Annotated in this window: 26 protein-coding genes; 13 read left to right on the forward strand and 13 right to left on the reverse strand. The window is 41.0% G+C overall.

Going from position 1 to position 24158, the window contains the following annotated elements:
• Positions 1-59: 59 nt before the first annotated feature.
• A complete protein-coding gene (locus tag ABFC84_07690) occupies positions 60-2141 on the reverse strand; it encodes a glutamine synthetase III (GenBank protein ID MEN6412630.1) in 2082 nt (693 codons plus the stop codon).
• A 309-nt stretch (positions 2142-2450) separates the two neighbouring features.
• Here ABFC84_07690 and ABFC84_07695 point away from each other — a divergent pair, with 309 nt between their 5' ends.
• Complete coding sequence (locus ABFC84_07695; GenBank protein MEN6412631.1) at positions 2451-3533, forward strand: type II asparaginase; 1083 nt, start codon at positions 2451-2453, stop codon at positions 3531-3533.
• 62 nt (positions 3534-3595) lie between these two features.
• On the opposite strand, the gene ABFC84_07700 is transcribed toward ABFC84_07695, so the two are convergent.
• Complete coding sequence (locus ABFC84_07700) at positions 3596-4039, reverse strand: hypothetical protein (protein MEN6412632.1); 444 nt, start codon at positions 4037-4039, stop codon at positions 3596-3598.
• 242 nt (positions 4040-4281) lie between these two features.
• Between ABFC84_07700 and ABFC84_07705 the strand changes: the two genes are divergently transcribed.
• Entirely contained in the window at positions 4282-4404 is a 123-nt protein-coding gene (locus tag ABFC84_07705; GenBank protein MEN6412633.1) for a hypothetical protein, read from the forward strand.
• A gap of 350 nt (positions 4405-4754) precedes the next feature.
• Here ABFC84_07705 and ABFC84_07710 read toward each other — a convergent pair whose 3' ends face one another.
• The 4 genes from ABFC84_07710 to ABFC84_07725 form a co-directional block, all read right to left on the reverse strand.
• Positions 4755-5702 (reverse strand): NAD(P)-dependent oxidoreductase, encoded by a 948-nt coding sequence (locus tag ABFC84_07710; protein MEN6412634.1) that lies wholly within the window; start codon positions 5700-5702, stop codon positions 4755-4757.
• A 269-nt stretch (positions 5703-5971) separates the two neighbouring features.
• Positions 5972-6886 carry a hypothetical protein gene (locus tag ABFC84_07715; protein MEN6412635.1) on the reverse strand — a complete coding sequence of 305 codons (915 nt, stop codon included), beginning with the start codon at positions 6884-6886 and terminating at the stop codon, positions 5972-5974.
• Between the two features lie 327 nt (positions 6887-7213).
• Complete coding sequence (locus ABFC84_07720) at positions 7214-8434, reverse strand: SufD family Fe-S cluster assembly protein (GenBank protein MEN6412636.1); 1221 nt, start codon at positions 8432-8434, stop codon at positions 7214-7216.
• Positions 8435-8446: 12 nt separating this feature from the next.
• The gene (locus ABFC84_07725; GenBank protein MEN6412637.1) at positions 8447-9199 is read right to left on the reverse strand and encodes an ABC transporter ATP-binding protein; all 753 of its coding nucleotides are present in this window, start codon (positions 9197-9199) and stop codon (positions 8447-8449) included.
• A gap of 267 nt (positions 9200-9466) precedes the next feature.
• On the opposite strand from ABFC84_07725, the gene scfB reads away from it, so the two are divergent.
• The 9 genes from scfB (at position 9467) to ABFC84_07770 (ending at position 15717) form a co-directional block, all read left to right on the forward strand.
• Positions 9467-10651, forward strand: coding sequence for a thioether cross-link-forming SCIFF peptide maturase (scfB, locus tag ABFC84_07730; protein ID MEN6412638.1), 1185 nt, complete (start codon positions 9467-9469; stop codon positions 10649-10651).
• Positions 10652-10770: 119 nt separating this feature from the next.
• On the forward strand, positions 10771-11676 hold the full coding sequence (locus ABFC84_07735; protein MEN6412639.1) for a cation diffusion facilitator family transporter: 906 nt from the start codon (positions 10771-10773) through the stop codon (positions 11674-11676).
• Between the two features lie 264 nt (positions 11677-11940).
• Positions 11941-12249, forward strand: a complete 309-nt coding sequence (locus tag ABFC84_07740; protein ID MEN6412640.1) for an iron-sulfur cluster assembly scaffold protein — start codon at positions 11941-11943, stop codon at positions 12247-12249.
• A gap of 58 nt (positions 12250-12307) precedes the next feature.
• On the forward strand, positions 12308-12889 hold the full coding sequence (locus ABFC84_07745; protein ID MEN6412641.1) for a DUF1847 domain-containing protein: 582 nt from the start codon (positions 12308-12310) through the stop codon (positions 12887-12889).
• 23 nt (positions 12890-12912) lie between these two features.
• Positions 12913-13272, forward strand: coding sequence for a NifB/NifX family molybdenum-iron cluster-binding protein (locus ABFC84_07750; GenBank protein MEN6412642.1), 360 nt, complete (start codon positions 12913-12915; stop codon positions 13270-13272).
• Between the two features lie 146 nt (positions 13273-13418).
• Positions 13419-13682, forward strand: a complete 264-nt coding sequence (locus tag ABFC84_07755) for a DUF5320 domain-containing protein (protein MEN6412643.1) — start codon at positions 13419-13421, stop codon at positions 13680-13682.
• Between the two features lie 124 nt (positions 13683-13806).
• Positions 13807-14652 (forward strand): ATP-binding protein, encoded by an 846-nt coding sequence (locus ABFC84_07760; protein MEN6412644.1) that lies wholly within the window; start codon positions 13807-13809, stop codon positions 14650-14652.
• Between the two features lies 1 nt (position 14653).
• Positions 14654-15547 (forward strand): ATP-binding protein, encoded by an 894-nt coding sequence (locus tag ABFC84_07765; protein MEN6412645.1) that lies wholly within the window; start codon positions 14654-14656, stop codon positions 15545-15547.
• On the forward strand, positions 15544-15717 hold the full coding sequence (locus ABFC84_07770; protein ID MEN6412646.1) for a hypothetical protein: 174 nt from the start codon (positions 15544-15546) through the stop codon (positions 15715-15717). Before ABFC84_07765 ends, ABFC84_07770 begins: the two co-directional genes overlap by 4 nt.
• A gap of 105 nt (positions 15718-15822) precedes the next feature.
• Here ABFC84_07770 and ABFC84_07775 read toward each other — a convergent pair whose 3' ends face one another.
• On the reverse strand, positions 15823-17106 hold the full coding sequence (locus tag ABFC84_07775; protein ID MEN6412647.1) for an IS110 family transposase: 1284 nt from the start codon (positions 17104-17106) through the stop codon (positions 15823-15825).
• 845 nt (positions 17107-17951) lie between these two features.
• Entirely contained in the window at positions 17952-18101 is a 150-nt protein-coding gene (locus ABFC84_07780; GenBank protein MEN6412648.1) for a hypothetical protein, read from the reverse strand.
• Between the two features lie 426 nt (positions 18102-18527).
• Here ABFC84_07780 and ABFC84_07785 point away from each other — a divergent pair, with 426 nt between their 5' ends.
• Together ABFC84_07785 and ABFC84_07790 are read left to right on the forward strand one after the other, a co-directional pair.
• Complete coding sequence (locus ABFC84_07785) at positions 18528-18962, forward strand: hypothetical protein (protein ID MEN6412649.1); 435 nt, start codon at positions 18528-18530, stop codon at positions 18960-18962.
• A gap of 266 nt (positions 18963-19228) precedes the next feature.
• Positions 19229-20701 carry a recombinase family protein gene (locus ABFC84_07790; GenBank protein ID MEN6412650.1) on the forward strand — a complete coding sequence of 491 codons (1473 nt, stop codon included), beginning with the start codon at positions 19229-19231 and terminating at the stop codon, positions 20699-20701.
• A gap of 120 nt (positions 20702-20821) precedes the next feature.
• Here ABFC84_07790 and spoIIR read toward each other — a convergent pair whose 3' ends face one another.
• The 5 genes from spoIIR to ABFC84_07815 all read right to left on the reverse strand — a co-directional run.
• Positions 20822-21433, reverse strand: coding sequence for a stage II sporulation protein R (spoIIR, locus tag ABFC84_07795; GenBank protein ID MEN6412651.1), 612 nt, complete (start codon positions 21431-21433; stop codon positions 20822-20824).
• Between the two features lie 47 nt (positions 21434-21480).
• Positions 21481-22254, reverse strand: coding sequence for an RNA polymerase sporulation sigma factor SigG (sigG, locus tag ABFC84_07800; protein ID MEN6412652.1), 774 nt, complete (start codon positions 22252-22254; stop codon positions 21481-21483).
• Positions 22255-22498: 244 nt separating this feature from the next.
• Positions 22499-23221, reverse strand: a complete 723-nt coding sequence (locus tag ABFC84_07805; GenBank protein MEN6412653.1) for an amino acid ABC transporter ATP-binding protein — start codon at positions 23219-23221, stop codon at positions 22499-22501.
• A gap of 11 nt (positions 23222-23232) precedes the next feature.
• Positions 23233-23880, reverse strand: coding sequence for an amino acid ABC transporter permease (locus ABFC84_07810; GenBank protein ID MEN6412654.1), 648 nt, complete (start codon positions 23878-23880; stop codon positions 23233-23235).
• A 28-nt stretch (positions 23881-23908) separates the two neighbouring features.
• Positions 23909-24158: transporter substrate-binding domain-containing protein (locus ABFC84_07815; protein ID MEN6412655.1), on the reverse strand; the 250-nt coding region annotated here is incomplete at its 5' end.

The following is a 24158-nucleotide window of genomic DNA, read 5'->3' on the forward strand; positions in this document are numbered from 1 at the left end:
AAGAGGCTGTATAGTATAGGTTAAAAATCCCACACGATACAGCCCCTTTTTAATAAATCCTAAACATTAAATAACAGATCACCATAGGTAGGCATTGGCCATAGTTCTTTATCTACAATAGTTTCAAGCGTATCGGCAACTTCTCTTAACGCTGCCATTTTTTCAAACACATCAAATCTAAATACAGCAGCCTGCTCATAAGTATCTCCAGACGCTTTTGCAGCTTTCTCTACCGATTTCTCAAGAACAGCAGTCTTTTCCTTTAAGTCTGCAATCAGTGAAGCGGCTTCGGTTAACAGTTCAGTTTGCGCTGTTACGTCCGCGGCAATACCTGTTGCTTTAATTGTATTGATTGAAGCAGCAAGCTGGGTGGCAAATTTGATAACAGCCGGAAGTATTTGCCGCTTAGCCATTTCGATCATTGTTAAAGCTTCAATGTTAATCGTTTTAATGTAAGTTTCAAGTTCTATTTCATAATGGGATTCCATCTCGGCTCTGCTTAATACCCCATGTTTTTCCATGACTGACAAGTTCTTTTCACAAACTAATGCTTTTGCCGCTTCAACCGTAGTCTTGATATTGGGCAGGCCCCGCTTTTCAGCTTCAGCTACCCAATCATCGGAATAGCCGTTTCCGTTAAAGACTACCCTCTTATGCTTCGTTACGTATTCTTTAAGGATTGCTTTAATTTCAGCAGTTACATCCTTGGCCCTCTCTAAGCGATCAGCAACTTCGCTGAGGACTTCAGCTACGATAGTGTTTAAAACATAGTTCGGTGCAGCAATAGAAGCCGATGAGGGAACCATTCTAAATTCAAACTTATTTCCAGTAAAGGCAAAAGGAGATGTTCTATTTCTATCCGTTGCATCTTTAGGTAAAGCCGGCAATGTAGTAACACCGATTTCCATGAAGCCGCCATGCTTGGAGCTTGTAGCCCCACCGTTTTCTATTTGCTCTAAGATATCCTGCAGCTGTTCGCCTAAGAATATGGATACTATGGCCGGAGGAGCTTCATTAGCGCCCAGTCGGTGATCATTGCCCGGGTTTGCTGCTGATACCCGCAATAAATCTGCATATTCATCTACTGCTTTGATAACAGAGCATAAGAAAACTAAAAATTGTTTATTCTCGTGGGGAGTACGACCAGGATCAAGCAGGTTCATACCATCATCTGTTCCCATAGACCAATTATTATGCTTACCGGAACCGTTAATACCGGCAAATGGTTTTTCATGCAATAAGCACACCAGATCATGCCTTAGCGCAATTTTTTTCATAAGCTCCATAGTAAGCTGGTTATGATCGGTTGCTATATTTGTAGTAGTGAATATTGGAGCTAACTCATGCTGTGCCGGAGCAACTTCGTTATGTTTAGTTTTGGCAGCTACTCCAAGTTTCCAAAGTTCCTCATCTAATTCCTTCATATAAGCAGAAATTCTATCTTTGATGGAACCAAAATAGTGATCTTCCAATTCCTGCCCTTTGGGCGGCATTGCACCAAATAGTGTTCTTCCTGTAAATATTAAATCTTTTCTTTGCTCAAAAGTTTTCTTATCAACAATAAAATATTCTTGCTCCGGACCGACAGTGGTAATAACCTTGCTAGTTGTTGTATTTCCAAGAGCTCTTAATACCCTCATTGCTTGCTTTGATAAAGCTTCCATGGAACGTAACAGCGGGGTTTTCTTGTCTAAAGCCTCACCTGTGTAGGAACAAAAAGCGGTGGGTATATACAATGAACCATCTTTGACAAATGCTGGTGAAGTACAATCCCAAGCCGTATAGCCTCTGGCCTCAAATGTAGCTCTAAGACCACCGGATGGAAAAGAAGAAGCGTCTGGTTCTCCCTTAATTAATTCTTTACCGGAAAATTCCATTATGGCTTTGCCATCAGAAGTTGGTGATATAAACGCGTCATGTTTTTCAGCAGTTATACCAGTCAGCGGCTGGAACCAATGGGTAAAATGGGTTGCACCCTTTTCCACAGCCCAATCTTTCATCGCATTAGCTACTACATCGGCAATGGCTGTATCTAGAGAACGCCCCTCTTCAATTGTCTTCTTTAAAGCTTTATAGGCAGCTTTAGGAAGACGCTCTTTCATTACAGCATCATTAAATACATTTGCCCCATAAATGGTCATCTTAAAAACCCCTTTCAATTTTTATAATTATCTAAATACTCAGAGATAAAATCCGTATAAGCCAATGTAAAATATTATAAAAAAATAGACTCCACCAATAATCTTTATAGGTGAAGTCATCATTGACTCATAAATATGTAATTCAATTTTATTATACCACAAAAATGTGTTTTGTCTAGATATTAAATTCATTATTTTGATATATACAACATTCCAACGAATTATTAAAATTTATATTTTTATTTTCAATATTATGAAATTTATGCTAAAATAGTAAAAAGATACTAAAAATAAAGGAGGATTGAGTTTATGAAAAAACGTTTTATTATCAGCTTGGCGATCATATGTCTAGTCTTGTTTAGTTTTCAGGTTGTCTTTGCCGCTGAAAATTCTATTGAAAAATTGCCCAATGTAAAAATCTTGGCAACCGGTGGTACTATTGCCGGTGCAGGCGCTACCAGTACAACTACTGTTGGCTACACAGCAGCCGTTGTACCAGTTGACAATCTAATCAACAATGTCCCCGAGTTAAAAAAGGTAGCAAATGTTAGCGGGGAACAAATCTCCCAAATTGCTAGTGAAAATATGACGAATCAAGTATGGTTAAAGCTGGCGAAACGAATTAATGAACTGCTTGCTTCCGATGATGTAGACGGAATTGTAATTACTCATGGTACTGATACCATTGAAGAAACTGCCTATTTCTTAAATCTGGTTGTTAAAAGCGAAAAACCAGTAGTCATCGTTGGTGCAATGCGCCCCCCTACCGCAATGAGTGCTGATGGCCCTATAAATCTTTACAATGCCGTTATCTTAGCTGGCAGCAAAGATGCTCAAGGCAAAGGCGTAATGGTTTGCATGAATGATGTTATCAACGGCGCCCGCGAAGTTACTAAAACCAATACTTCTTTATTAGATACCTTCCGTGCTCCTGAACTGGGATACCTCGGATACATGCAAGATAATAAGCCGCATTTTTACAAACAATCCACCCGGAAACACACCACTCAAACTGAATTTGATATCACTGGTCTAACTGACTTGCCGAGAGTTGACATCGTGTACGGTTATGCCAATAACAGCCGTGTTATGCTGGATGCGGCAGTAGCGGCCGGTGCTAAAGGAATTGTTCATGCCGGCGTAGGCGATGGCAGTCTGTTTACCGAAGTCAAAGAAGGGTTGATTGACGCTCAGAAAAAAGGCGTGGTTATCGTAAGAAGTTCCCGTGTCGGCAATGGTATCGTTGCCCGCAATGGGGAAGCCAACGATGATCAGCTACACTTTGTAGCCTCTGATACTTTAAATCCGCAAAAAGCCCGCATTTTATTAATGTTAGCCTTAACCAAAACCACTGATCCTCTTGAAATCCAGAAAATGTTCTGGGAATACTAATCTTAATACACCAAGGGACGCAATTTACAAAAGTGCGTCCCTTTTCCTATTCTGTCATTTTATTATTGGGTTTTCGTTTCATCAAATCCCTGTGCCTGAACTACTACTGACTGAGGCTCCGGAGCCTTTAGCAATATATTAAAAGTATTATTTGTTTCATTTATTCCTCGTTTTGAAAAATATAACGTATTTACAACTGAATTATTGTTTTGAAGTTCAACTCTCATCCTAAATTGGTAATCTTTTGGAAAATTAAATTCAAAAATTTGCCCTGATGATTGCGCTTCAACATACTGTTTTTCTCCCATACTCGAAACACAAACTCTATCAATTTTCTTGCCTAAAAACGGATATTGCCAAAAATAATCAGGATTTTCAATCGTCAAATTAACCGTCACCTTCACGAAGTCACTATCTGCCGCCGATGCAGCCGCAATTGGCAAAAACACAATTGTCATACAGGTAAAAAGCAGCAATAGCATAAAATGTTTTTTTATTCTTGCCATATAGAACACCTTCCTCCCAAAATAGTTATTTTACCAAATTTTACGCTACAAAGAAACCTAAACAAACTCCTTTTAATCCGAGCCAACTGGTCAAATACCAATTATTATATTTCGACAATAGGTAATCTTCTCCTGTATATTCCCACAAAATAACTGAGAACCTTCCGAATAAACATGTAAATATAATACTTGCCCTGCATTAACCTGCTTATTGGGGAAATAATAAATTAAGGGGTGATATTATGGGTGGCAAAAACCTTGATCAGTTCCAAGCCCGGCAAAAATCCAAAACTCAAAAAGTTGCAAAGACAGGAACTGAATTATCAAGGAATCCGACTGGCAACAAAAAAACAAAAGCTGAGTAGTAATTTATAAGCGCACACTAAAATTCGTGTATAGAACAATTGCAGCCACTGAGATAACTCATAAATGGCTGCAATTGTTTATCAGCAATTTTTCTCAACTTCCGAGCGGCTCCACAAGCAGGTCTATAATATCCTTTGCAGGATGACGTAAAAGCATTATATCATTCCTTACGATTTGTGTTGGTCAAATACCAAAATAGTCTGTCCATTTTGGTCAGCACAGAATTCTGCTTGGAACCAACAGCTATTATCCGCTTACAGGGATACATCTTTAAGATCGAATATACCCACGATTCATAAAGTTTACCTATGGAAATACGCCTAAATGGCTCCTATTTTATGTACCAAAACTATAATAACTGATTGAGCTTGCTTTCAGGCTCTTCCCCATTCTCTACACGTTTTATATTATTCACAAAGAAATCATATCTTTTTTTATGGAATTTACGGCCGTCAGGCATACCTGCCGTATGGGGAGTAAGTATCACATTACTTAGATTCCGGAGCTCACTATCAATTGGAAGCGGTTCAGCTTCAAACACATCCAGGCATGCACCTGAAATATCCCTGTTTTTTAATGCATCTGTCAAGTCTCTCTCATTGACAATCCCGCCACGGGCTGTATTGATAAAAAGTGCGGTATTCTTCATTTTCTTGAATACTGCTTTGTTGATCAGCTGTTTGGTTTGCTGATTCAGAGGTACATGTACACTTACTATGTCCGCCACGCTTACAAGATTATCAAAATCCGTCATTTTCATGAAACCATCAGATTGTACAACGGCATTTCTAGCATAAGCCAGCACGTTCATATCAAATGCCCTGCAAAACTCAGCTACTTTTTTACCGATGGAGCCCAAGCCGATAATCCCAATCGTTTTGCCCTTTAATTCGCTTCCTGTATAGTCCAATTGATTTTCATCTTTCCTGTTTTTCATGAAAGCATCAAGAAACGGTATATTTTTATAATAAGACAATATCAGTGCCATTACATGCTCGGCCACTGCCTGTGCATTCACCCCTGCAGCATTGGCCACCCAAATGCCGAGCTGCGTACAGGCATCGATATCTATATTATCATATCCTGCACCCGTCTGTACCAATTTTAATTTTTTTGCTATAGAAAGCAGGCTGCGGTTCACTTTAATATGTTCAGGTATGATTACCTGGCAATCTTCAATATGATGCAACATTTCTTTTCCGGGTGGGACAATTACAATCTCCCAGTCCTCCGGAAAATAGCTTGCAATATTTGATTTTGAGGTCTCGGTAAAATAACCGACTATGAGAATTTTCATTGCTAACCCACCTTTCATGTTCTATACCATGCTTCGAAGAAAAGCCCGGCCTCTTCTCCGCCATATACTGCGAGAAAAATCTCACAATTTTTCATATTTTTCTACTTGTTATCATATACCTAGTCCTTCTTATTATCAAATACTACTGCTACATCGGAATCGAATTAGAAAATATGGCCAATGTATTACGAAATAAAAAGTCAGCATTGTCTTATCCCAAAACAATGCTGACGCACAAATAGTACAATAAATTAAGTTCTATCGTTAGCTTATTTTGCAAAACTGGAAATAAAATTGGCATATTGGGAAAGTGCTTGAGGATGGCCTGCCAAATCAACATGTGTCATTCCAGGAACCTCAAGATAGGTCACATGATAGCCTTTCTCCCGCATTAACGATACGTATACATCGGAATGAACATTCTTATGTACCGCGAGATCAGCATCTCCGGCCGCAATAAAGTATGGAATTCTGGGTAGGTCATTGATGAAATTCATCGGATCATGTTGCATAACCGCTTCTTCAACCGAGCAGTTATAATAATTGTAAGCACGATAAATGGTAGCGGCACAGTCAGGCCGTTCAGTGCAATGATAGGCAAGATTAGTGACAGGAGAGTTTAGAGCGACAGCAGTAAGCTTATGAGCGCCATACCGAGCATAATTCAAGGCACCCATCCCACCCATGCTGCGACCAAAAGCCACCAACGGAATACTATCGTCCAGTCCATATTTTTCATAAACGGCATCTAATACTTTATCAATCGTTTTGATTGTTTCAAAACTCATCCAATTCCAAGGCCCGGAATAAGGCCGTACAACCAGTACGCCCCGCTCCCCAAGCATGGTATCCTGAAGCTCGGGTACTGTTTTATACCCGTGACCACTATTCAATCCCTGGATATCAATGGCAACCTCCTTAACAGGCATAGTGCATTGTTTCTCATTGACCCAGGCATAACTTGACAGCGTGTCCACATTAATTGTAAAAACCTTGTGCAATTCTGCCTTAGTGGGTGTCTCGATCCTTTGCTGAGTCGAAATCAAATTGCTTTCCACAACACTATTCGCCTGGACCGTTACCTCGTGGGCTTCTGCTGTGTTAATAGATGAGCATTGCACAAGTACAGCCACACAAAGCAAGGCTAATACAGACGCAACCAATTTTGTTACAGTCCTTTTCATAGTTTTACATTTCTCCTCTCAAATTATTTTTTGCTAAAAGACCCATTACAACATTCCTGTATCTTTTTACAATTTAATTAAACAACTAAGACACATTTTTCGCATATTTAATAATATCTTGATGATATAATAATATTCAATATATTTATATTTCAGTCCTTTGTGCTTTGCGAACATTTTTGGGATATTTGCAGCATTTTTTTTGTTCACTCAGCACATATTCGTATATATTGATTGCCTTTTTCCAAATGATGCTTATTATATTGTACACAATGTTATCTTTTGGGGCTATTCCCGGTGACCTTGTATTTTTAAATTAAAAACTTATTATTTATCCAAACTGAATTTTTGAATTACACTGTCTATCTCCCGTTTCAAAATGTCAGGCAACCCTTCAATATTAATGTTGAGAAAGCCTCGAACAATGGCGGCGATAGCTTCTTCCTCATTCAGGCCGCGGGCCATTAAATATTCGATCTCTTCCGGAGCAATCTTCCCTACTGCTGCTTCATGGCTGAGTTCCGCATTACAGGTACGGGCTTCCAATTCGGGAACCGCATGAATAACGCCTTTGTCGGATAAAAGCAGACCATGGCACTCCAAATGTGCTTTGGTTTCCGGTGCCTGTCCCAACAAATGTCCACGGTTAATGACTACTCCGCCGGTACTGATAGTACGGGCAATAATCTCTGCCTTTGTTCCCGGTGATGCTAAAACGGCACGTCCCCCAACATCCATATTCGAACCAGGCGGGGCAACAATAATGGAATTAATTCGTGAAGTAGCCCCTGGGCCTACTAATTTAGTAGTCGGATACATTTGCAAATTTTTTACCGGATGCATACAGATATAATTAGACATATATAAACCATTTTCTTCTACAATTACGCTGGTTCGAGGACGAACTGCAACATCTTCGCCCCAGCGATGCAGCATCGTAAAAGTTAATTTCGCGCCTTTTTTTACATAGAATTCACTAATACCGATATGCATGCCCTTTTTCACATGTGAGTCAGTTGCACAGCCGGTAATCACGTGCAGTTCTGCACCTTCTTCGACTATGATAACATTGTGAACATCCTGCACAATATCTTCTTGTCCAATGTAGAGGCAGGCTTGTACCGGATATTCAATTTTCGAACCGGCAAAAGCGCGAATAAAATAACCGTGTTCTTGATGCAACGCTGCTCTTGCGGTATATTTATCAACATCCGGCTCTACTGCCTGCCACCAATAATCAGCCAAACCGTCATATTTATTCAGAGCATCATCTATATTTAAAATTTCTACGCCTTTAGTTGATGTATTGCAATGTATAATAGAATGATCAAGCTGCATATAAGTTCCGGCCCGTTCGTCCCCCTTTACTTCAATGCCAATACTCTGCAGTTGTTTTTGCTGCTCTGACGATAATGAACCAGGATTGGAAACATATTTTTCTTCTTTTGCATTATCAGCATAAACTGTTAAATCAATATCTGCACCCAATGCAGCTTTTTTTGTTAAAGCCGCATGTGCTTTATTCTTTATGTTCTGTTCATTTTCCATATCTTTATCCCCCTATAATACACAATTAACACATTCTCCATAACCTTTTTCTTTAATACAAGAGAGCATTTCTTGCGGATTACCGCTGCAGGCTAATGTCCCCTGATACATCACATGTGCTATATCCGCCGGAACATATTGTAAAATATGGCCTGTATGGGTAATAATCAGTCCCGATTTTTGACGTGCTGCCCGACACTTTTTAATTGTTTGCCCTGTCTTACGCATGCCGCGTTCTAAAATATAATTGGTTGCTTTTCCAACCAATGCAATATTTTCAATGTCAACACCAGACTCCGGTTCATCTAACATAACCAAATCCGGCTGCTGCGCCATTAACTGCAGCAATTCAGAACGTTTAATTTCACCACCGGAAAAGCCTTCGTTAACTCCTCTTTCTAAAAATGCCCTCATATTCATTTCGTCTACCAATTTCCCCAGATCAATTTGTCTTTTACCACAAATCTGGACTATTTCTCTCACCGTAATGCCTCTCAATGTCGGCGGACGTTGAATCATAACCCCAATCCCTAAACGGGCGCGTTCGTCAATGGTACTATTCGTTATATCCTGCCCCTTAAAATAAATCTTTCCGCCAGTAACAGTATACCGTGAAAAGCCCATAATCGCACTAATTAACGTTGACTTTCCAGTACCGTTTGGCCCAAATAATACGTGTACCTCTCCTGGCTTGATATGTAAATTTATATCATGTAATATAGGACGGCCATCTACCGCAATCGACAAATTCTCTAATTTTAACATTATTGTTCCTCCAATCCTATTACTATTTACCCTTCTATCTTCGCATAGTTTTGAAACTAAGTTCATAATATATTTTGATTCGTTTTTACTTTATATAATCCTTCTTACACGCGATAATTTACATCTTCTTGACATTTCATAATAAATAATATATATTTATTATGAAATATAGTTCATAATAAGAAAAGAATAATATACTACAAGTCACAGCGCTGAATAAATTTTCCACCTAATTATAAAATATATTTCAAATTTTTAGCAAAGGGGATTAGCGAAATAAAGCTTTTAGCAGAACAAGGCTTACTTTTCACTTCCAATAGCTACCTCGAACATATTGTACAGCAAAAGAAAGCGGATCACAGTGTAAAAGCTCTATGTTTGCATGTGGCCCACGATTGCAACTTACGCTGTGAATATTGCTTTGCGGCAAAAGGCGATTATCACAGTGGTCGCAAACTGATGCCTTTAGAAGTTGCCTTAGCTGCAGTTGATTTTCTCGTGAAGAATTCCGGAAACAAACACACTCTGGAAATTGATTTTTTCGGGGGTGAGCCCTTGATGAATTTCGATACCGTAAAAAAAGTAGTTGCCTACGGACGAAACATTGAAAAAAAGTCGGAAAAACATTTCTATTTCACCATCACAACAAACGGGACCTTACTGAATAAAGAAAATATCGATTTCATCAACCGGGAAATGGATAACATTGTTATCAGTCTGGATGGAAGAAAACAAATTCATGATTCCATCCGCTGTGACAGGTCAGGAAAGGGAACCTATGACAAAATAGTACCCCTTGCTCAGCAACTCGTTCAAAAAAGAGGAGATAAGAGTTATTTTATCCGAGGTACATTTACTGCCAGAAACAAAGATTTTTCCAAAGATGTGCTGCACTTAGCATCCCTCGGATTCAAAGAAATTTCTATTGAACCGGTAGTTGGTCTTGGCGAAAAATTATTTATTACCAAACAAGATCTTCCTGAGATACTGCATGAATATGAAACATTTGCCCTCGAATACAGCAACGTCTTGCAAAAGAAAAACCCCTTTCGTTTTTATCACTTTAATCTGAACTTATATAACGGACCTTGTATTTATAAGCGAATCACCGCTTGCGGCGCAGGCTTTGAATACCTGGCGGTCTCACCGGAAGGCGATCTTTACCCCTGTCATCAATTCGTAGGGCAAAAAGAATTTTCTTTGGGCAATGTAAATAAGGGCATTACCAATAATATCTTAAAAAATCGCTTTCAAAACAACAATATCCTTACTAAAGAAAAATGTCGGGACTGCTGGGCAAAATTATTCTGTTCCGGTGGATGTCATGCCAATTCCTGGTATTCAAACGGAACACTAGACATCCCAAATGACATTGCCTGTACATTACAAAAAAAGCGCATTGAATGCGCACTGATGATACAAATCTTGCCTCACATGCAAAAGAAAAGCTGAAAAATTTTTTCGCCGCTTAATGAAACATATTTCATTATGTATAATCCCCCCCCTCTTTCATTTATATATACTTTTGTTTTACAGCTTATTTCACTTTTGCGAAAGGAGGTCTCCGCAGAATGACCGAAAGTACGAACTCCTTAAAACAAAATACGGCGCAACTGTCTGTCATCGCCACTTCCGTACTGTTAATTTTAAAGCTAGTAGTCGGTATGTTTACCGGAACCATCAGTATCCTTTCCGAAGCCATTCATTCGGCAGTCGACTTGCTGGCAACTCTGATCGCTTATTATGCCATAAAAAAGTCGGCTGCATCCCCCGATGACAATCACCACTACGGCCACGGCAAATTCGAAAATGTATCCGGCGCTTCAGAAGCATTGCTCATTGTCGCAGCAGCTTTGTGGATCATATATGAAGCTTATGAAAAGTACAGCCACGCCAACTCGCCTGTTTTTCTAGAATACGGAATGATTGTCATGCTCATTTCTATTGCAATCAATTACTTTGTTTCCCATAAAATGCTGACCGTCGCCAAACAAACCGGCTCCCCTGCCTTGGAAGCTGACGCGCTCCATTTGCAAGCTGACATGTGGACATCCGGCGGCATACTAATCGGTTTATTTTTCCTCCACATAACCAGCTGGGCGTGGATTGATTCGACAATCGCCATAATGGTGGCCATAATAATTTTAAAAACAGGCTATGCAATGATCAAGAAAAATATATCTGAACTAACCGACATCAGTCTGCCAAAAGAAGAAGAACAGCTAATTTCTGAAATCATTAACCAGCATGATCAAGTAATATCCCTATCCCAGTTACGTACCAGACATTCCGGAAGCTATCGCCTGATTGATATGCATCTCATCTTAGATAAGCACATGCCATTAGATAAAGCTCATACCATCTGCGATCAAGTGGAAGCGGACATCAAGCACCACTTGGGTATATGCGATGTAATGATTCATTTAGAACCCGATAGCAGAAAAAAAGCACCGTTTATTCCCAGCAATCAAATTTGAAATACACTTTTAAATTTTTTGCATATCGTCTGCTTTCTCGCGGGCAAAACTTTGTAAAAACTTCTACTATCATTCTGTCCATTTTCTTGACATTTCCTGTCAGATAGTATATATTAATTATGAAATATAATTCATAATTAATATATACTATGATTTGTCCCCATAAAAAAAAGGGAGGTTTTCAATGTATTCCGAAAAGGTATTTGAGCACTTCATGTCGCCTCGAAGCACTGGATATATGACTGATGCGGATGGATAGGAAGAATTGGCGAACCTGGTTGTGGCGACAACTGTATGATTTTTATCAAAGTCCGGGAAGGAATAATTTACGATATCAGTTTTCTTATTTTTGGCTGCGGTGCCGCCGTCGCTTCCGGCAGTATGACAACTGTCCTCGCCAAAGGGAAAACCCTTCAGGCGGCTTTAACGATCACGGAACAGAATATCATTGATGCCCTAGACGGATTACCCGAGGCAAAGCAGCACTGTTCAAATCTTGGCGTGGCAGCCTTGCGTTCGGCCATTCAAAATTATTTATCAAAACAGGGGCACTCCATAGAAGAGTACGATTAAAATCTTATGATACTAAATTTATCAAGCAAAAATAATTCACTTATTGGGAGATGGTATGATGCAATGTGCACTATGTAAACAAAAAAATTGCTACACCGGACAAAATTGTCCCGGCCTGCAGCCTGACGAAATCAAAGCAGTCTATGATACAACCGATCGCCAGCTCATGACAGCAGCAGCCAAAATTGAAGGAAACTATTATATGCAGTTGTCGCGTCTGGAAGAAAGCGTAAAATTTGCTCAAGAAATCGGCTGTACTTCTATTGGCGTAGCTTTTTGCCATGGTTTGGCCAACGAAGCCAACTATATCGTGCAATACTTTCAAAAGTTTTTCACCGTACATTCCGTGTGCTGCAAAGTCTGCGGATTTGACAAACATCAGTTCAATCTTAAACAAATCAAAAAAGATCGCTATGAAGCAATGTGCAATCCGGCAATACAAGCTAAAGTCCTTAATGACGCAGGTACTGAATTAAACTTCGCCGTGGGTCTTTGCGTGGGACATGATATGATTTTCAATCGTCATTCAACAGCGCCTGTATCGACACTTGTAGCCAAAGATCGTCTACTAAGCCATAATCCCCTTGGTGCTATTTACTCCGGCTATTGGCGCAATAAGCGGCTTGGATTAACGGACTAAAACAGGGAAGCGAGAAATAAGCCATGAAAATTGCCGTTACAGCCCATGGCAATACCCATTTGGCAAAAATAGACTCTCGTTTTAACCTTGCGGAATATTTCATTCTCTATGATCAAATAAAAGATACTTGGTCAAATCTGGTTAATGCACGAGATTCAGATCCCGTCTATCGGGCAAAAATTCTCTCAGAAAATGGTATAAAAGTTCTTATCACGGGTTACATCGGTGTAAGAGCCTTTAGACTCTTGCAATCCCAGAACATTACCATTTTTTCGTCAAGAGAAACAAATAGCACTGTTAAGGAGATCCTCTCTGCCTTTCAGTTCGGCAAGTTAGCCATCCTCTATGCACCAAACGCAATCGAGATACAGAAAAGAAAATAATGTTGCTATCATTTGAATTAAACTATATTCTTTTCTTGACATTTCATAATAAATGAACTATATTTATTATGAAATATAGTTCATAACTTTTATATTTTTTAACCTTATTATGAAATATAGTTCATTAGTAAAAGGAGGTGATATCTATGCCAAGAGGAGATGGAACAGGACCTTTGGGCAATGGCCCTATCGGTCGCGGACGAGGCGGCTGCCGACAAACAGGATTTAGCGGCGGCTTTGGTTTTGGTCGTGGCATGCAAGGCGGCTTCGGTTTTGGCAATGGCATGCAAGGCGGTTTCTTCGGAAATACTCCGGCTGCTCCAGAAAATTTGGAAGCACAGGCAGACCGTTTAGAATCGCAGGCAGCCAATCTGCGCAAACTAGCCAAGCAAGACCGTAAATCCGAATAATCGTAGTAGTCAATACGATCCGGCTCTTCGTTATACCCACGACAAAACAAAAACGATTGAATCTCATAAGATTGTATAACGAAGAGCCATTCTTTTTCGTATCGAAGCAAAAGGAGGAGCCCTTATGCAAATCAGCATTGCCAGTGGCAAAGGCGGAACCGGTAAAACTACCTTAGCCCTGCTGCTCGCCGCTGCTCATTCCAACATCACCGTGGTCGACTGCGATGTAGAAGAGCCTAACTGCCACTTGTTCTTACAGCCCGAATATGACGAACCGGAACAGGAAATCTCTACAACAATTCCACACATTAATCTTAGTTTATGCAATGGCTGCGGCGACTGCTCAGCTGTTTGCCTGTTTAATGCCATTGCCGTTGGCGGTAAAACTGCCTTGCTATTTGATGAATTATGCCACAGTTGCGGCGGCTGTCTTCTGGCATGCAAACAACAGGCCATTAGTGAGCAGAAAAAAGCCATTGGCACACTTTCTATTGGAAAGTCGGCAAGGCACCCTGGTATCCGCCTAGTAAGCGGAAAGCTGAAAATTGGTACGCCCAGTGCTGTACCTCTCATCAAAAAAATGAAACAGGAACTTGCCAAGCATACTGGAGATTTACTTCTGGACTGTCCGCCTGGAACGTCATGCTCCATGGTAGCAGCCGTAAAAGGCAGCGACTATTGTGTGCTCGTAACCGAACCAACTCCTTTTGGCCGACATGATTTAGAACTTGCCATGAATATTACCCGTCTGCTTCAGATACCAACAGGAGTAGTTATTAATAAAAGCGACGGCGGCGAGGGCGATAAGAACATCGAAGCTTTTTGCCGAAACCGTCAAATTCCGCTTCTGGCCAAAATTCCTCATAGTCTTTCCTTCGCTAAGCAATATGCCGCCGGAATCATTTCTGACAAATTTAAAGAGACAGCGCATATGATTTTACAAAAAATCAAAGCGAAAGAGAGGCACTAGAATGAAAGAATTAGTCATTGTCAGCGGCAAAGGCGGAACGGGTAAAACCAGCATCAGCGCCGCCCTCGCTTTTATTGCGCTGCATAAAATTCTTGTCGACTGCGATGTCGATGCCGCTAACCTTCATTTAATTAGCGGCGCTGTCCTTAATGAATCCCATGAATTTACCGCCGGATTTGAACCGCATATTGATAAAAGTCGCTGCACCGCTTGCGGCAAATGTACCGACCTCTGCCGCTTCGGAGCAATTACTAACGGCGTGCTGACTTCTCCCTTCAATTGTGAAGGCTGTGGCGTTTGCTCATTTAACTGCCCGGCACAAGCCATCCAAATGCAAAATAAGAAGGCAGGCCAATGGTTTATATCCGACACCCGCTTAGGACGTTTAGTTCACGCCGAGCTTGGTCTCTCCGTTGAAAATTCCGGCAAGCTCGTCAATAAAGTACGGCAGGAGGCCAAAAAAATTGCTGCCGCCGAACAAATTTCTCTTATTATTACTGACGGCCCCCCTGGTATTGGCTGTCCGGCAATTGCTGCCTTGTCCGGTGCGGATCTGGCGCTGGCCGTTGTTGAACCTTCGATCACCGGCATTCATGATCTGACACGGCTAGTCGACTTGGTGTCTCATTTCAACTTACCGCTCACAGTCTGTATCAATAAAAGTAATCTGCATCCGGAAAATACCCGAAACTTAATTGCCTGGTGCCAACAAAACGCTATTGCAGTAGCTGGACAACTTCCCTATAGCGATATCTTCCGCCATGCTGTCCAAGACGGAAAAACCGTAATGGAAATGCCGTCAAATGAGGATGTAAAACAGCCCCTTATCGAACTATGGATCAACTTGTTAAATCGTCTGGCGATAATTGACCAATCAAAGAAGGAAACAAAATGAAAATTGCTTTTACGCCCCACGCTCAAGATTGCCATTCAACCGTTGATTCCCGCTTTGGTCGTGTTATTTATGATGAAGAAAAAAGCGCGTGGACAACAGCCCCTTATCAAACTATGGATCAACTTAATAAACTGTCTAAGGATGACTGCCAAATCAAAGCAATCTGGTAATATGTCAAGCCCGAAAAAATAAAGAATTGTAAACGAATTCTGAAAAGAGCGTATACTTAATAAGCCTTTTCCATAGCCGAAAAGAAAAGGTAATATATGGGAATGTTAAGCTTGGCTTACTCCACTTTGAGAGTAAAGCTGATGCTTGGCCAGCAATCCAAAAATCAGCCGAACAAATTTACGAGCTGTAAGCGCGAGTGCACGTTTATGCTGATGAGTTTTTGCCTCATCATACTTTTTCTGGTAGAAAGCGGCAAATTCGCCGCAATAGTTCTTTACATGGCTAACTGCCTCAATCAGATAGTATCTGAGATAAGCATTTCCAGCCTTTGAAAGCTTCGTATTATCTGACGTAAAGTTGCCAGATTGGTTTTCACGCCAGACAAGACCAGCATACTTGGCAAGGGCATCCTGAGATTTAAAGGCATCAATATAGCCAATCTCAGCAAGAATGCCGGCAGCCATGACAGGCCCAATCCCCGGAATGGATAAAAGGCTTTGGTAAGCATTGGGATCAAGACCCTTGAGCGTTTTCTCGATGGCTTTATTCACAGCCTTCATTTCAGTTGTATACGTTGAAATGAGGTTGAAGGACGAAGCAATGGAGATGGTTAACGGCTCATACAAACATTTATCCAAACGGTAGGAGTTACGGGCTGCCTGTTGCAGAAGCAAAGCTGTTTTCTTGGGATCGGGGAAGCGGTTGTGCCCTTTTTCACAGATGTAGCCAATTAGTGCTTCCATCGGCATATCAGCGATCTCTTCCGTAGAGAGAAAATCGGTAAGCACCGAAGAAGCCGTAGCACCGAAGCAATTGGAAAAAGGCTGTTCCTCCTCATCAAGCAGTGAAAATTCGCTGAATTTGAGAAAGATATTAGAAAGCATATAAGCTTTCTCCCGAGTCAAGGATTTAGCCAGATGCAGGCGATGGCGGGTTAAACGCTGTAAAGCGAGAAACTGGCTGCCACGCCAAGGCTTAACGGTGATTCTGCCAACTCTGGCGAAATCAGCAATGACGAATGCATCAATGTAGTCGTTCTTGCCGAGATCAATGAAAGATTTCTTGTAGTTGGCAACCATTTTAGGGTTCACACAATAAACAGCTGTATGGAAAGGCATCAAAAGCGGGCAGGAAGAAAGATAATTGGCAATATGAGTGCCATAGAAAGAAGTTGACTCCAAAGCAATCATGAGCCTGGTAAGGTCAGTATGAAAGCCGAGGAAATCTGCAAGCTTTTGAGCCAGTTCCACAGCGCCGGGCTGATTATTAGCAACAGAGAAAGAGATGAGCGGCTTCGACGATTCAAAATCGAGGAGAGCGACCACGTTTTCCCGGGAGCTAATGTCAATCCCGACGAACAAAGTAGAAAGAAGATCCGCCTTCTTCATAAGAAATACACCACCTTTCCGGCTAAGAGTAGGAAGAGTAGAAAAGGAATATCCTGATCTTAAACGCTGACCGCACCCTCGCTAATTAACATTCACCTGTGAAAGAATAAGTTGCTGGTAGAAACACTTTCGCCCAGGGACGCAACATCTGTGTAAGCGGCATCTGACGAATAAGGCAGGCGTCATGCTTTTCAAGCAGTCGCCGAAAGGCGCTGAAGGAGAAAAAAGACGTAACCTTTGCTACAGATCACCAGAATCTATTGTAGCATCAGGAGTTCCAAAATTAAGTAACTAAAATAAAAAATAAGCTTTGTAAGTAAGGCTGGTATCTGCTTACAAAACTTATTATACGAGGAGATAGGTTAATGGGCAGCTAAGTATACCAGCGGCAGCATTGGCAAATGTGCTGTATCTGGTCGCAAAACAAAATAATAAAAACAGGGCTGTATAATAAATCGTTCTTTGAACCTATTGTCACACCGTATACCAAATTTGACTTTTTGTATATCGAATTTATGTAAACCAAATTCATTCCCAAATGTGGTATGATAAGAATGTTTCCTGATCCATACAGGAAACAGCCTTCATTCTAGGCCGCTACCATTCTGGCGGCCTTTTACTTTGTTTAAATTTAAACCAACTGGTCAATACTAATATTGCACATGAATTACTTCCTCTTCTCATCCTTATTAGGCCGGCTTATGCTGGCCTAATTTCTTGTTGCAAATTCAGCCCATAAGCGAACTGGCCGGATGTGCTTACAAGATTTCGACCTGCCTGTTATCAGCGTTTCTTTTTGTGTGGCATTCTCACTCCTCCGCTTGTCCACTTCTATCGCAGCCGGATTAGCCGGCTTGTTGCTGTTTCTTGATATACTCCTGAATAAATGCATGAGCAGCGTTTTTTTTTACACGTTCAGGAAGCTTGTCAGGTGGATATTCCTTACCTTCTTTATCAACAAACCCCCGAAAAACCCCTTCACATTTCTTTCTCACATCACCACCCCCGGTAATTTATATGCAGATACTGGTTGTCCGCTTGCATGGTAATCAGCAGGAATATCGATAATAAGTAGAGTTGCATTCCACGTAACTGCGCAAGGTTGTTAAAATTTAAGCTTCCGGATTACCACTCGGAAGCTTAAATTTGGAAACAAATAGCCAGAACGCATTACGCTTGTGATATTCCCTTTTACTTGAGCAATTTTGTTATTATTGTAATAAATTTACATATTGAGAAAGGTTTATTGCTTCGCTACAGCGAATGTAATTTAGACGTTAAGTTCGATACTATGTGATTCAACTATTCAATAACTTGGTTACTTGTATCCATATGATAGACTTACTAAGCCTAAACGATCCCCGCTTTCTTCTCATCGCTCAACAAATTGCTAGTTTTTGATTCAGAAAGGTTGATTATAATTGCAAATAAAACGAATTACTGGACTAATTGGCTCAATTTTATTAATTGCAGGCCCCTTCTCCCCTATCCTCAAACTTCCAAGCGTTGGGCAGATAAGCTATTTCCATCATGGTCACGGCGATGGAATTCTGCTGCTAACCTTTGGAATGATCTCCCTGGTAGCGGTCTTGCTCAAGCGGTATAATCTGCTCTATTTTACGGGAATTTCTTCCTTAGCCATGGTAACGTTCACTTTTTATAATATTTATCAAGCACTAAGAAAAATTAAAATGCAGTTATCACGCGAGTTATCCGGCCAAATACAAGGTATTGATCAATTTATAAATTCCATTCAAGTCGAATGGGGAGTCGTTGTAATAGGAATCGGTATTGTCTTAGTGCTCATTACCCCCTTAATAAAAAAAAACAAATCGATTACAATTAGAAAAGGCTAAAACGTGGCACCAGACTAAAATTACTCACCCCAGGTCCATTGCTAGTAGTGGTAATGCCTTTGCGCGAAGCCATTTGTTTTTCCACCCTGGAAATTTGAACAATATAAATCCAGCGGATACTTAAAAGAATATAAATAAGAAAGGCCACGGTATAAACCGTGACCTCTTGTAAAAAGACCAATTGAAACATAAATGTCTTGGCAATAACTGCTTGTAACCAACCCCAATCATATATAAGGTCTCATGATTATTCTCTGGAGGAACTTATGAACGCCATATATTGCCGTGTATCGACCGATGAACAAGCAACGAAAGGCTACTCCTTGGATGACCAGAAGCAGTCTTGCCGCAGTCACCTTGTGGCTATGGGGCTTACAGATATAAACGAGTACATAGATGACGGATATAGCGGCGAATATTTGGAAAGGCCAGCACTTGAACAGCTAAGAAATGACCTGCAAGCCGGTACTATAAAAAATATTGCCATTTACGATCCTGACCGGTTAAGCCGCAACCTCACCAACCAGTTAATCATTGCGGATGAAATTGAAAAGTCGGGAGCAAAACTAACCTTCGTTACCGGTGATTATGACGCCAGCCCGGAGGGACGGTTATTTTTCAGCATGCGTGGCGCAATATCCGCTTATGAGAAAGAAAAAATACGTGAACGTACTTCCCGCGGACGCCGGGCAAAAGCAAACAGAGGGAAAATCGTAATTAACACCCACCCTTTTGGCTTTAGCTGGGATAAAGATAACAGCATGTATATTATTAATGAGCGAGAAGCCGAAATTGTCCGGTTAATTTATAACTTATGCATCAAGGAGAAAATGGGTGCCCGGACATTGGCTCTTGAGCTAATGAGCAGGGGAGTAATCGGCCGAAAAGGAAAGCCCCTCTCTGTCCCCACAGTTAGCCGCATTTTAAGAAAAGAAATGTACTACGGTACTCACTACCTATTCAAACAGAAGGTACATAAAACAGGCCAAAACAGCCGTGAAATAAAAAATAATCCAAAGGAATTTTGGATACCGATAGAAGTACCGGCAATTGTATCCCGCGAAACATGGGATTTAGCGCAGGAACAAATTCAACGAAATAAAAAACTGGCAAAGCGAAATTCAAAACGGGATTATTTACTGCGAGGAATTTTATATTGTGCGTTATGTGGCCGATCAATGACCGCCTACGGGAGGATAGGAAAGCGTAAAATCGGCTCGGGTAAGATGTATTACTATTATTCCTGTATCTCGAAAGAATCAAATAATTATGCAATTAACGGGGACATATGCCAGTGCCGCCGGATACCGGTTGATGATTTAGAGGAAGCCGTATGGGACGTATTATTAAAAATAGCAAAAGGTGAAAAATCACTTAATGATTATTTACGAAAGCAAGCGCGTCCTAATTATTCCCAAGAAATAGAAAAATTGCATAAAGCCCGAGCCGAACTCGAAAAGAAACGAATGGATATAACAAAATGGTATTCGCAAAACTTAATCGATGATATATCTGCAGAAAAAGAGCTGCAGGCTATAAGAAAGCATCTTGATGCTATTATCTCCAATTTGTCGCAGCTAAATAACATTCAAGAAAAAATTAAACAACCGGGCATTCTCCCGGCTGATATTTTAAATGCTAAAACCTATGAGGAAAAAAGAAATATACTAATCCATTTTCCTTACCAGATTCATGCGGTCCGGCAAGGAGATAGTTTTGCGTTCTGGTTTAAGGAATAATTGCCTTGCATTGCTGATTGCATATCTGATCTGTTCAGGTCAGACGTCTTTAGCATATATCCGCCCCCCTATCTTTTTCCATACATTATATGAAGGACAAGGGATATATGTGCTTAACGATTATTGCTGCAAATTACTTTGCCTAAAAATTTCAGCTATTTTCCAGCGAAACCCCATAGTTTCTGTTGCCTCAACAGTTTGATCACCAACCAATTCAATCGGCAAAGCCGCAGCGTGAGTTACATCAATGAAACATAAGGGAGGGAATAATACACACCACCAGTTTTTCCCCTCCGCCCGTCCGATTAGAACACGCACCGCCTCGTACTTTCCTGCCGGCAAAACCAAACTGCCATAGGATTTAATTGGGAAATCAAACATACCCAATTGGACGGCTACCGGATAATCGGCTCCCTGGCCTGCCAAAACATGTCTGGCAACGTTGGTCATGTCAGCCTGATGATCTTTAACAATCTGACGCGCCAATGAAGCATCTGTTACATTTTCTAAATATGGTGCCAGATATGCAATGATTGCATCACGCACCTGCAACTTCAATTGCTGATCCTCCGGGCTGTCGCTGTTGGCCAGTACATGCAGCCGAATCAGCTGATTGGAGCCGCAGGTAACAGGCTGAAGTTGCGCATGATGCTGCAAGAATAACGCCCATCCCAGGATAATAAATATCGCTGCTCCCAACAGAAAACAGGTTCGTGTAAATCTTCCCTTCATTCAACTTCATCGCCTCTCGAAAAGTTACAAACTTTAACAATGATTGATTATACATATTTCCGCATATGCCCTAATGCCGCTTTCTCTAAACGAGAAACCTGGGCTTGCGAGATGCCGATTTCCTCGGCCACTTCCATTTGTGTTTTCCCTTCAAAAAAGCGCAATGTCAAAATATGCTTTTCGCGATCACTCAAACGTCTAAGGGCCTCTTTTATGGCTACTCCTTCCAACCAATTAAAGTCCATATTTTTATCATCGCTTATTTGATCCATAACGAAAATTGGATCACCGCCGTCATGATAAATCGGTTCAAACAGAGAAATTGGTTCCTGGATTGCATCAAGAGCAAAGATAATTTCTTCCCGCTGTATCTTTAATTCATCAGCTATTTCATTAATGGAAGGTTCGCGTGAATATTTACTAACCAAGGAATCCCGCACTTGCAATGCTTTATATGCAACATCCCGCATGGAGCGGCTAACCCGGATCGGATTATTATCCCGTAGATATCGCCTGATCTCACCGATTATCATCGGTACGGCATAGGTAGAAAATTTTACATTCTGAGATAAATCAAAATTATCAATGGCCTTCATCAGCCCAATACACCCAACCTGAAACAAATCATCTACATACTCGCCGCGATTATTAAACCGTTGAATCACACTTAGTACCAGACGAAGATTTCCGTAGATTAATTTTTCGCGGACCGAAACTTCGCCGTTTTGCATAATCTCAAACAATTCACGCATTTTATTAGCAGAAAGAACCGGGAGTTTTGCCGTGTTAACGCCGCAAATTTCTACTTTGTTGATAATCATGTATTGTACCTCCCAATATTTTCCCTACCAATCATGTACATGAGCATTATTGCCACCTAAGACAGATTTTATTCACAGCGTGTGTATTTCGAAAAGCCCCTTTACATAAAAAAAATTCCCCAGGGAGACGGCTGGATAACAGCTTGTCTTCCTAGGGGAATTTTTTATGTCCAATGAAGCGGATTGTCCCGCTAAAGCGGAGAATTTACGCTATACTAAGCACAGTGTATCCTTGACTCTCCCCTCAATAGCGAATCCTTTTAAGAAAAGTTTTCGTTCGTTCCTGCTGCGCATTTTCAAAAATATCCTGCGGTGCTCCCGATTCGATAATACTTCCCTGGTCCATAAAAATTACTTGATCGGCTACTTCGCGGGCAAATCCCATTTCATGGGTGACCACGATCATCGTCATACCATCTTCTGCCAATCGCTTCATAACCAGCAGCACCTCTCCGACCAATTCAGGGTCCAAGGCCGAAGTCGGTTCGTCGAATAGCATAATTTGGGGATTCATCGCCAGCGCTCTGGCGATTGCCACCCGTTGCTGCTGTCCGCCTGACAATTCTTTAGGATAACTATCCCGCTTATCAGCCAGGCCTACTCGTCCTAATAAGCCAATTGCCTCCTGCTGTGCTTCATTCTTAGCCATCCCCTTCACAACAACCGGCGCTTCAATAACATTTTCCAGTACAGTTTTATGCGGAAAAAGATTAAAACGCTGAAATACCATACCTATTTTTATCCGCAGTACACTTAAATCGGTTTGAGCCGTCAGTTCCTGACCTTCGAAAAAAATTTTCCCCGACTGGATCGGTTCCAGACGGTTAATGCAGCGAAGTACCGTACTTTTACCGGAACCGCTGGGTCCAATAACAACAACCTTTTCTCCTTCGCAAAGATCAAGGTTAAAATTTTTTAATACTTCAACCTGACCAAAGGACTTACAAATATTATGCATTTCAACAATATGGCTCATCGTTATTCCATCCTTTTTTCCAGTTTATCGGCAATCACCATAAATACCGAATTCATAATTAAATAAAGAACGGCAATAACAGTATATACTTCAAAACTGCGGAAGGTAGTGTAAATCAGCTGCTCGCCGGTACGGAATAATTCTGTAATCGTGACCAGAGATGCAATCGATGAATTTTTCAGTGTCATAATGAACTGGTTTACCAAAGGAGGAATACAAATTTTGATCGCCTGCGGTCCGATAATTCTGACCATAGCCTGCCGGCGTTTCATTCCCAGTGATAAAGCTGCTTCCAGCTGTCCTTTGTCAATTGCCTGGATACCGGCACGGATAATTTCAGTAATATATGCACCGGTATTGACTGCAAGCCCAATTACACCGGCCGTCATACTTGACAGTTTTATCCCAAGCTGAGGCAGGCCAAAATACAAGATAAACAATTGAACCATCACCGGCGTGCCGCGAATGATCCATACATATAAAAAGGCTATACTTGAAAGAAAACGATTGCTGGAGATTCGGCAGAGCGCCCCGCATATGCCGAAGGCCATCCCTAACAACAAAGCATACAAAGAAATTTCCAGTGTAACCCAGCAACCTTCAATTAAAAAAGGAAGCTTGTTTAGTATAATGGAATAATCTAAGTTCACGCCCTCACTTCCTTTCTCCAATTTCCGATCAAGATTCTTTGCTGCCGATTAACCATTTTTGATACAATTTATCGGCTTCGCCGTTTTGCTTCATTTCTTTCAGCACGGAATTAACCAGTTCGATCATGTCCTTATCACCCTTCTTAACGGCAATTCCCAGGGATGCTTTGGTGAAAGGCTCGCCGACAATTTTTACGTTTGGATGGGTTTTATTATACTCAAGCTGGTTTAACAGGTCGTTGATCGAAGCATCCAGACGTCCGTTTTCCATATCAAGC

The organism is Veillonellales bacterium, assembly GCA_039680175.1.
Taxonomy (GTDB): Bacteria; Bacillota; Negativicutes; order JAAYSF01; family JAAYSF01; genus JBDKTO01.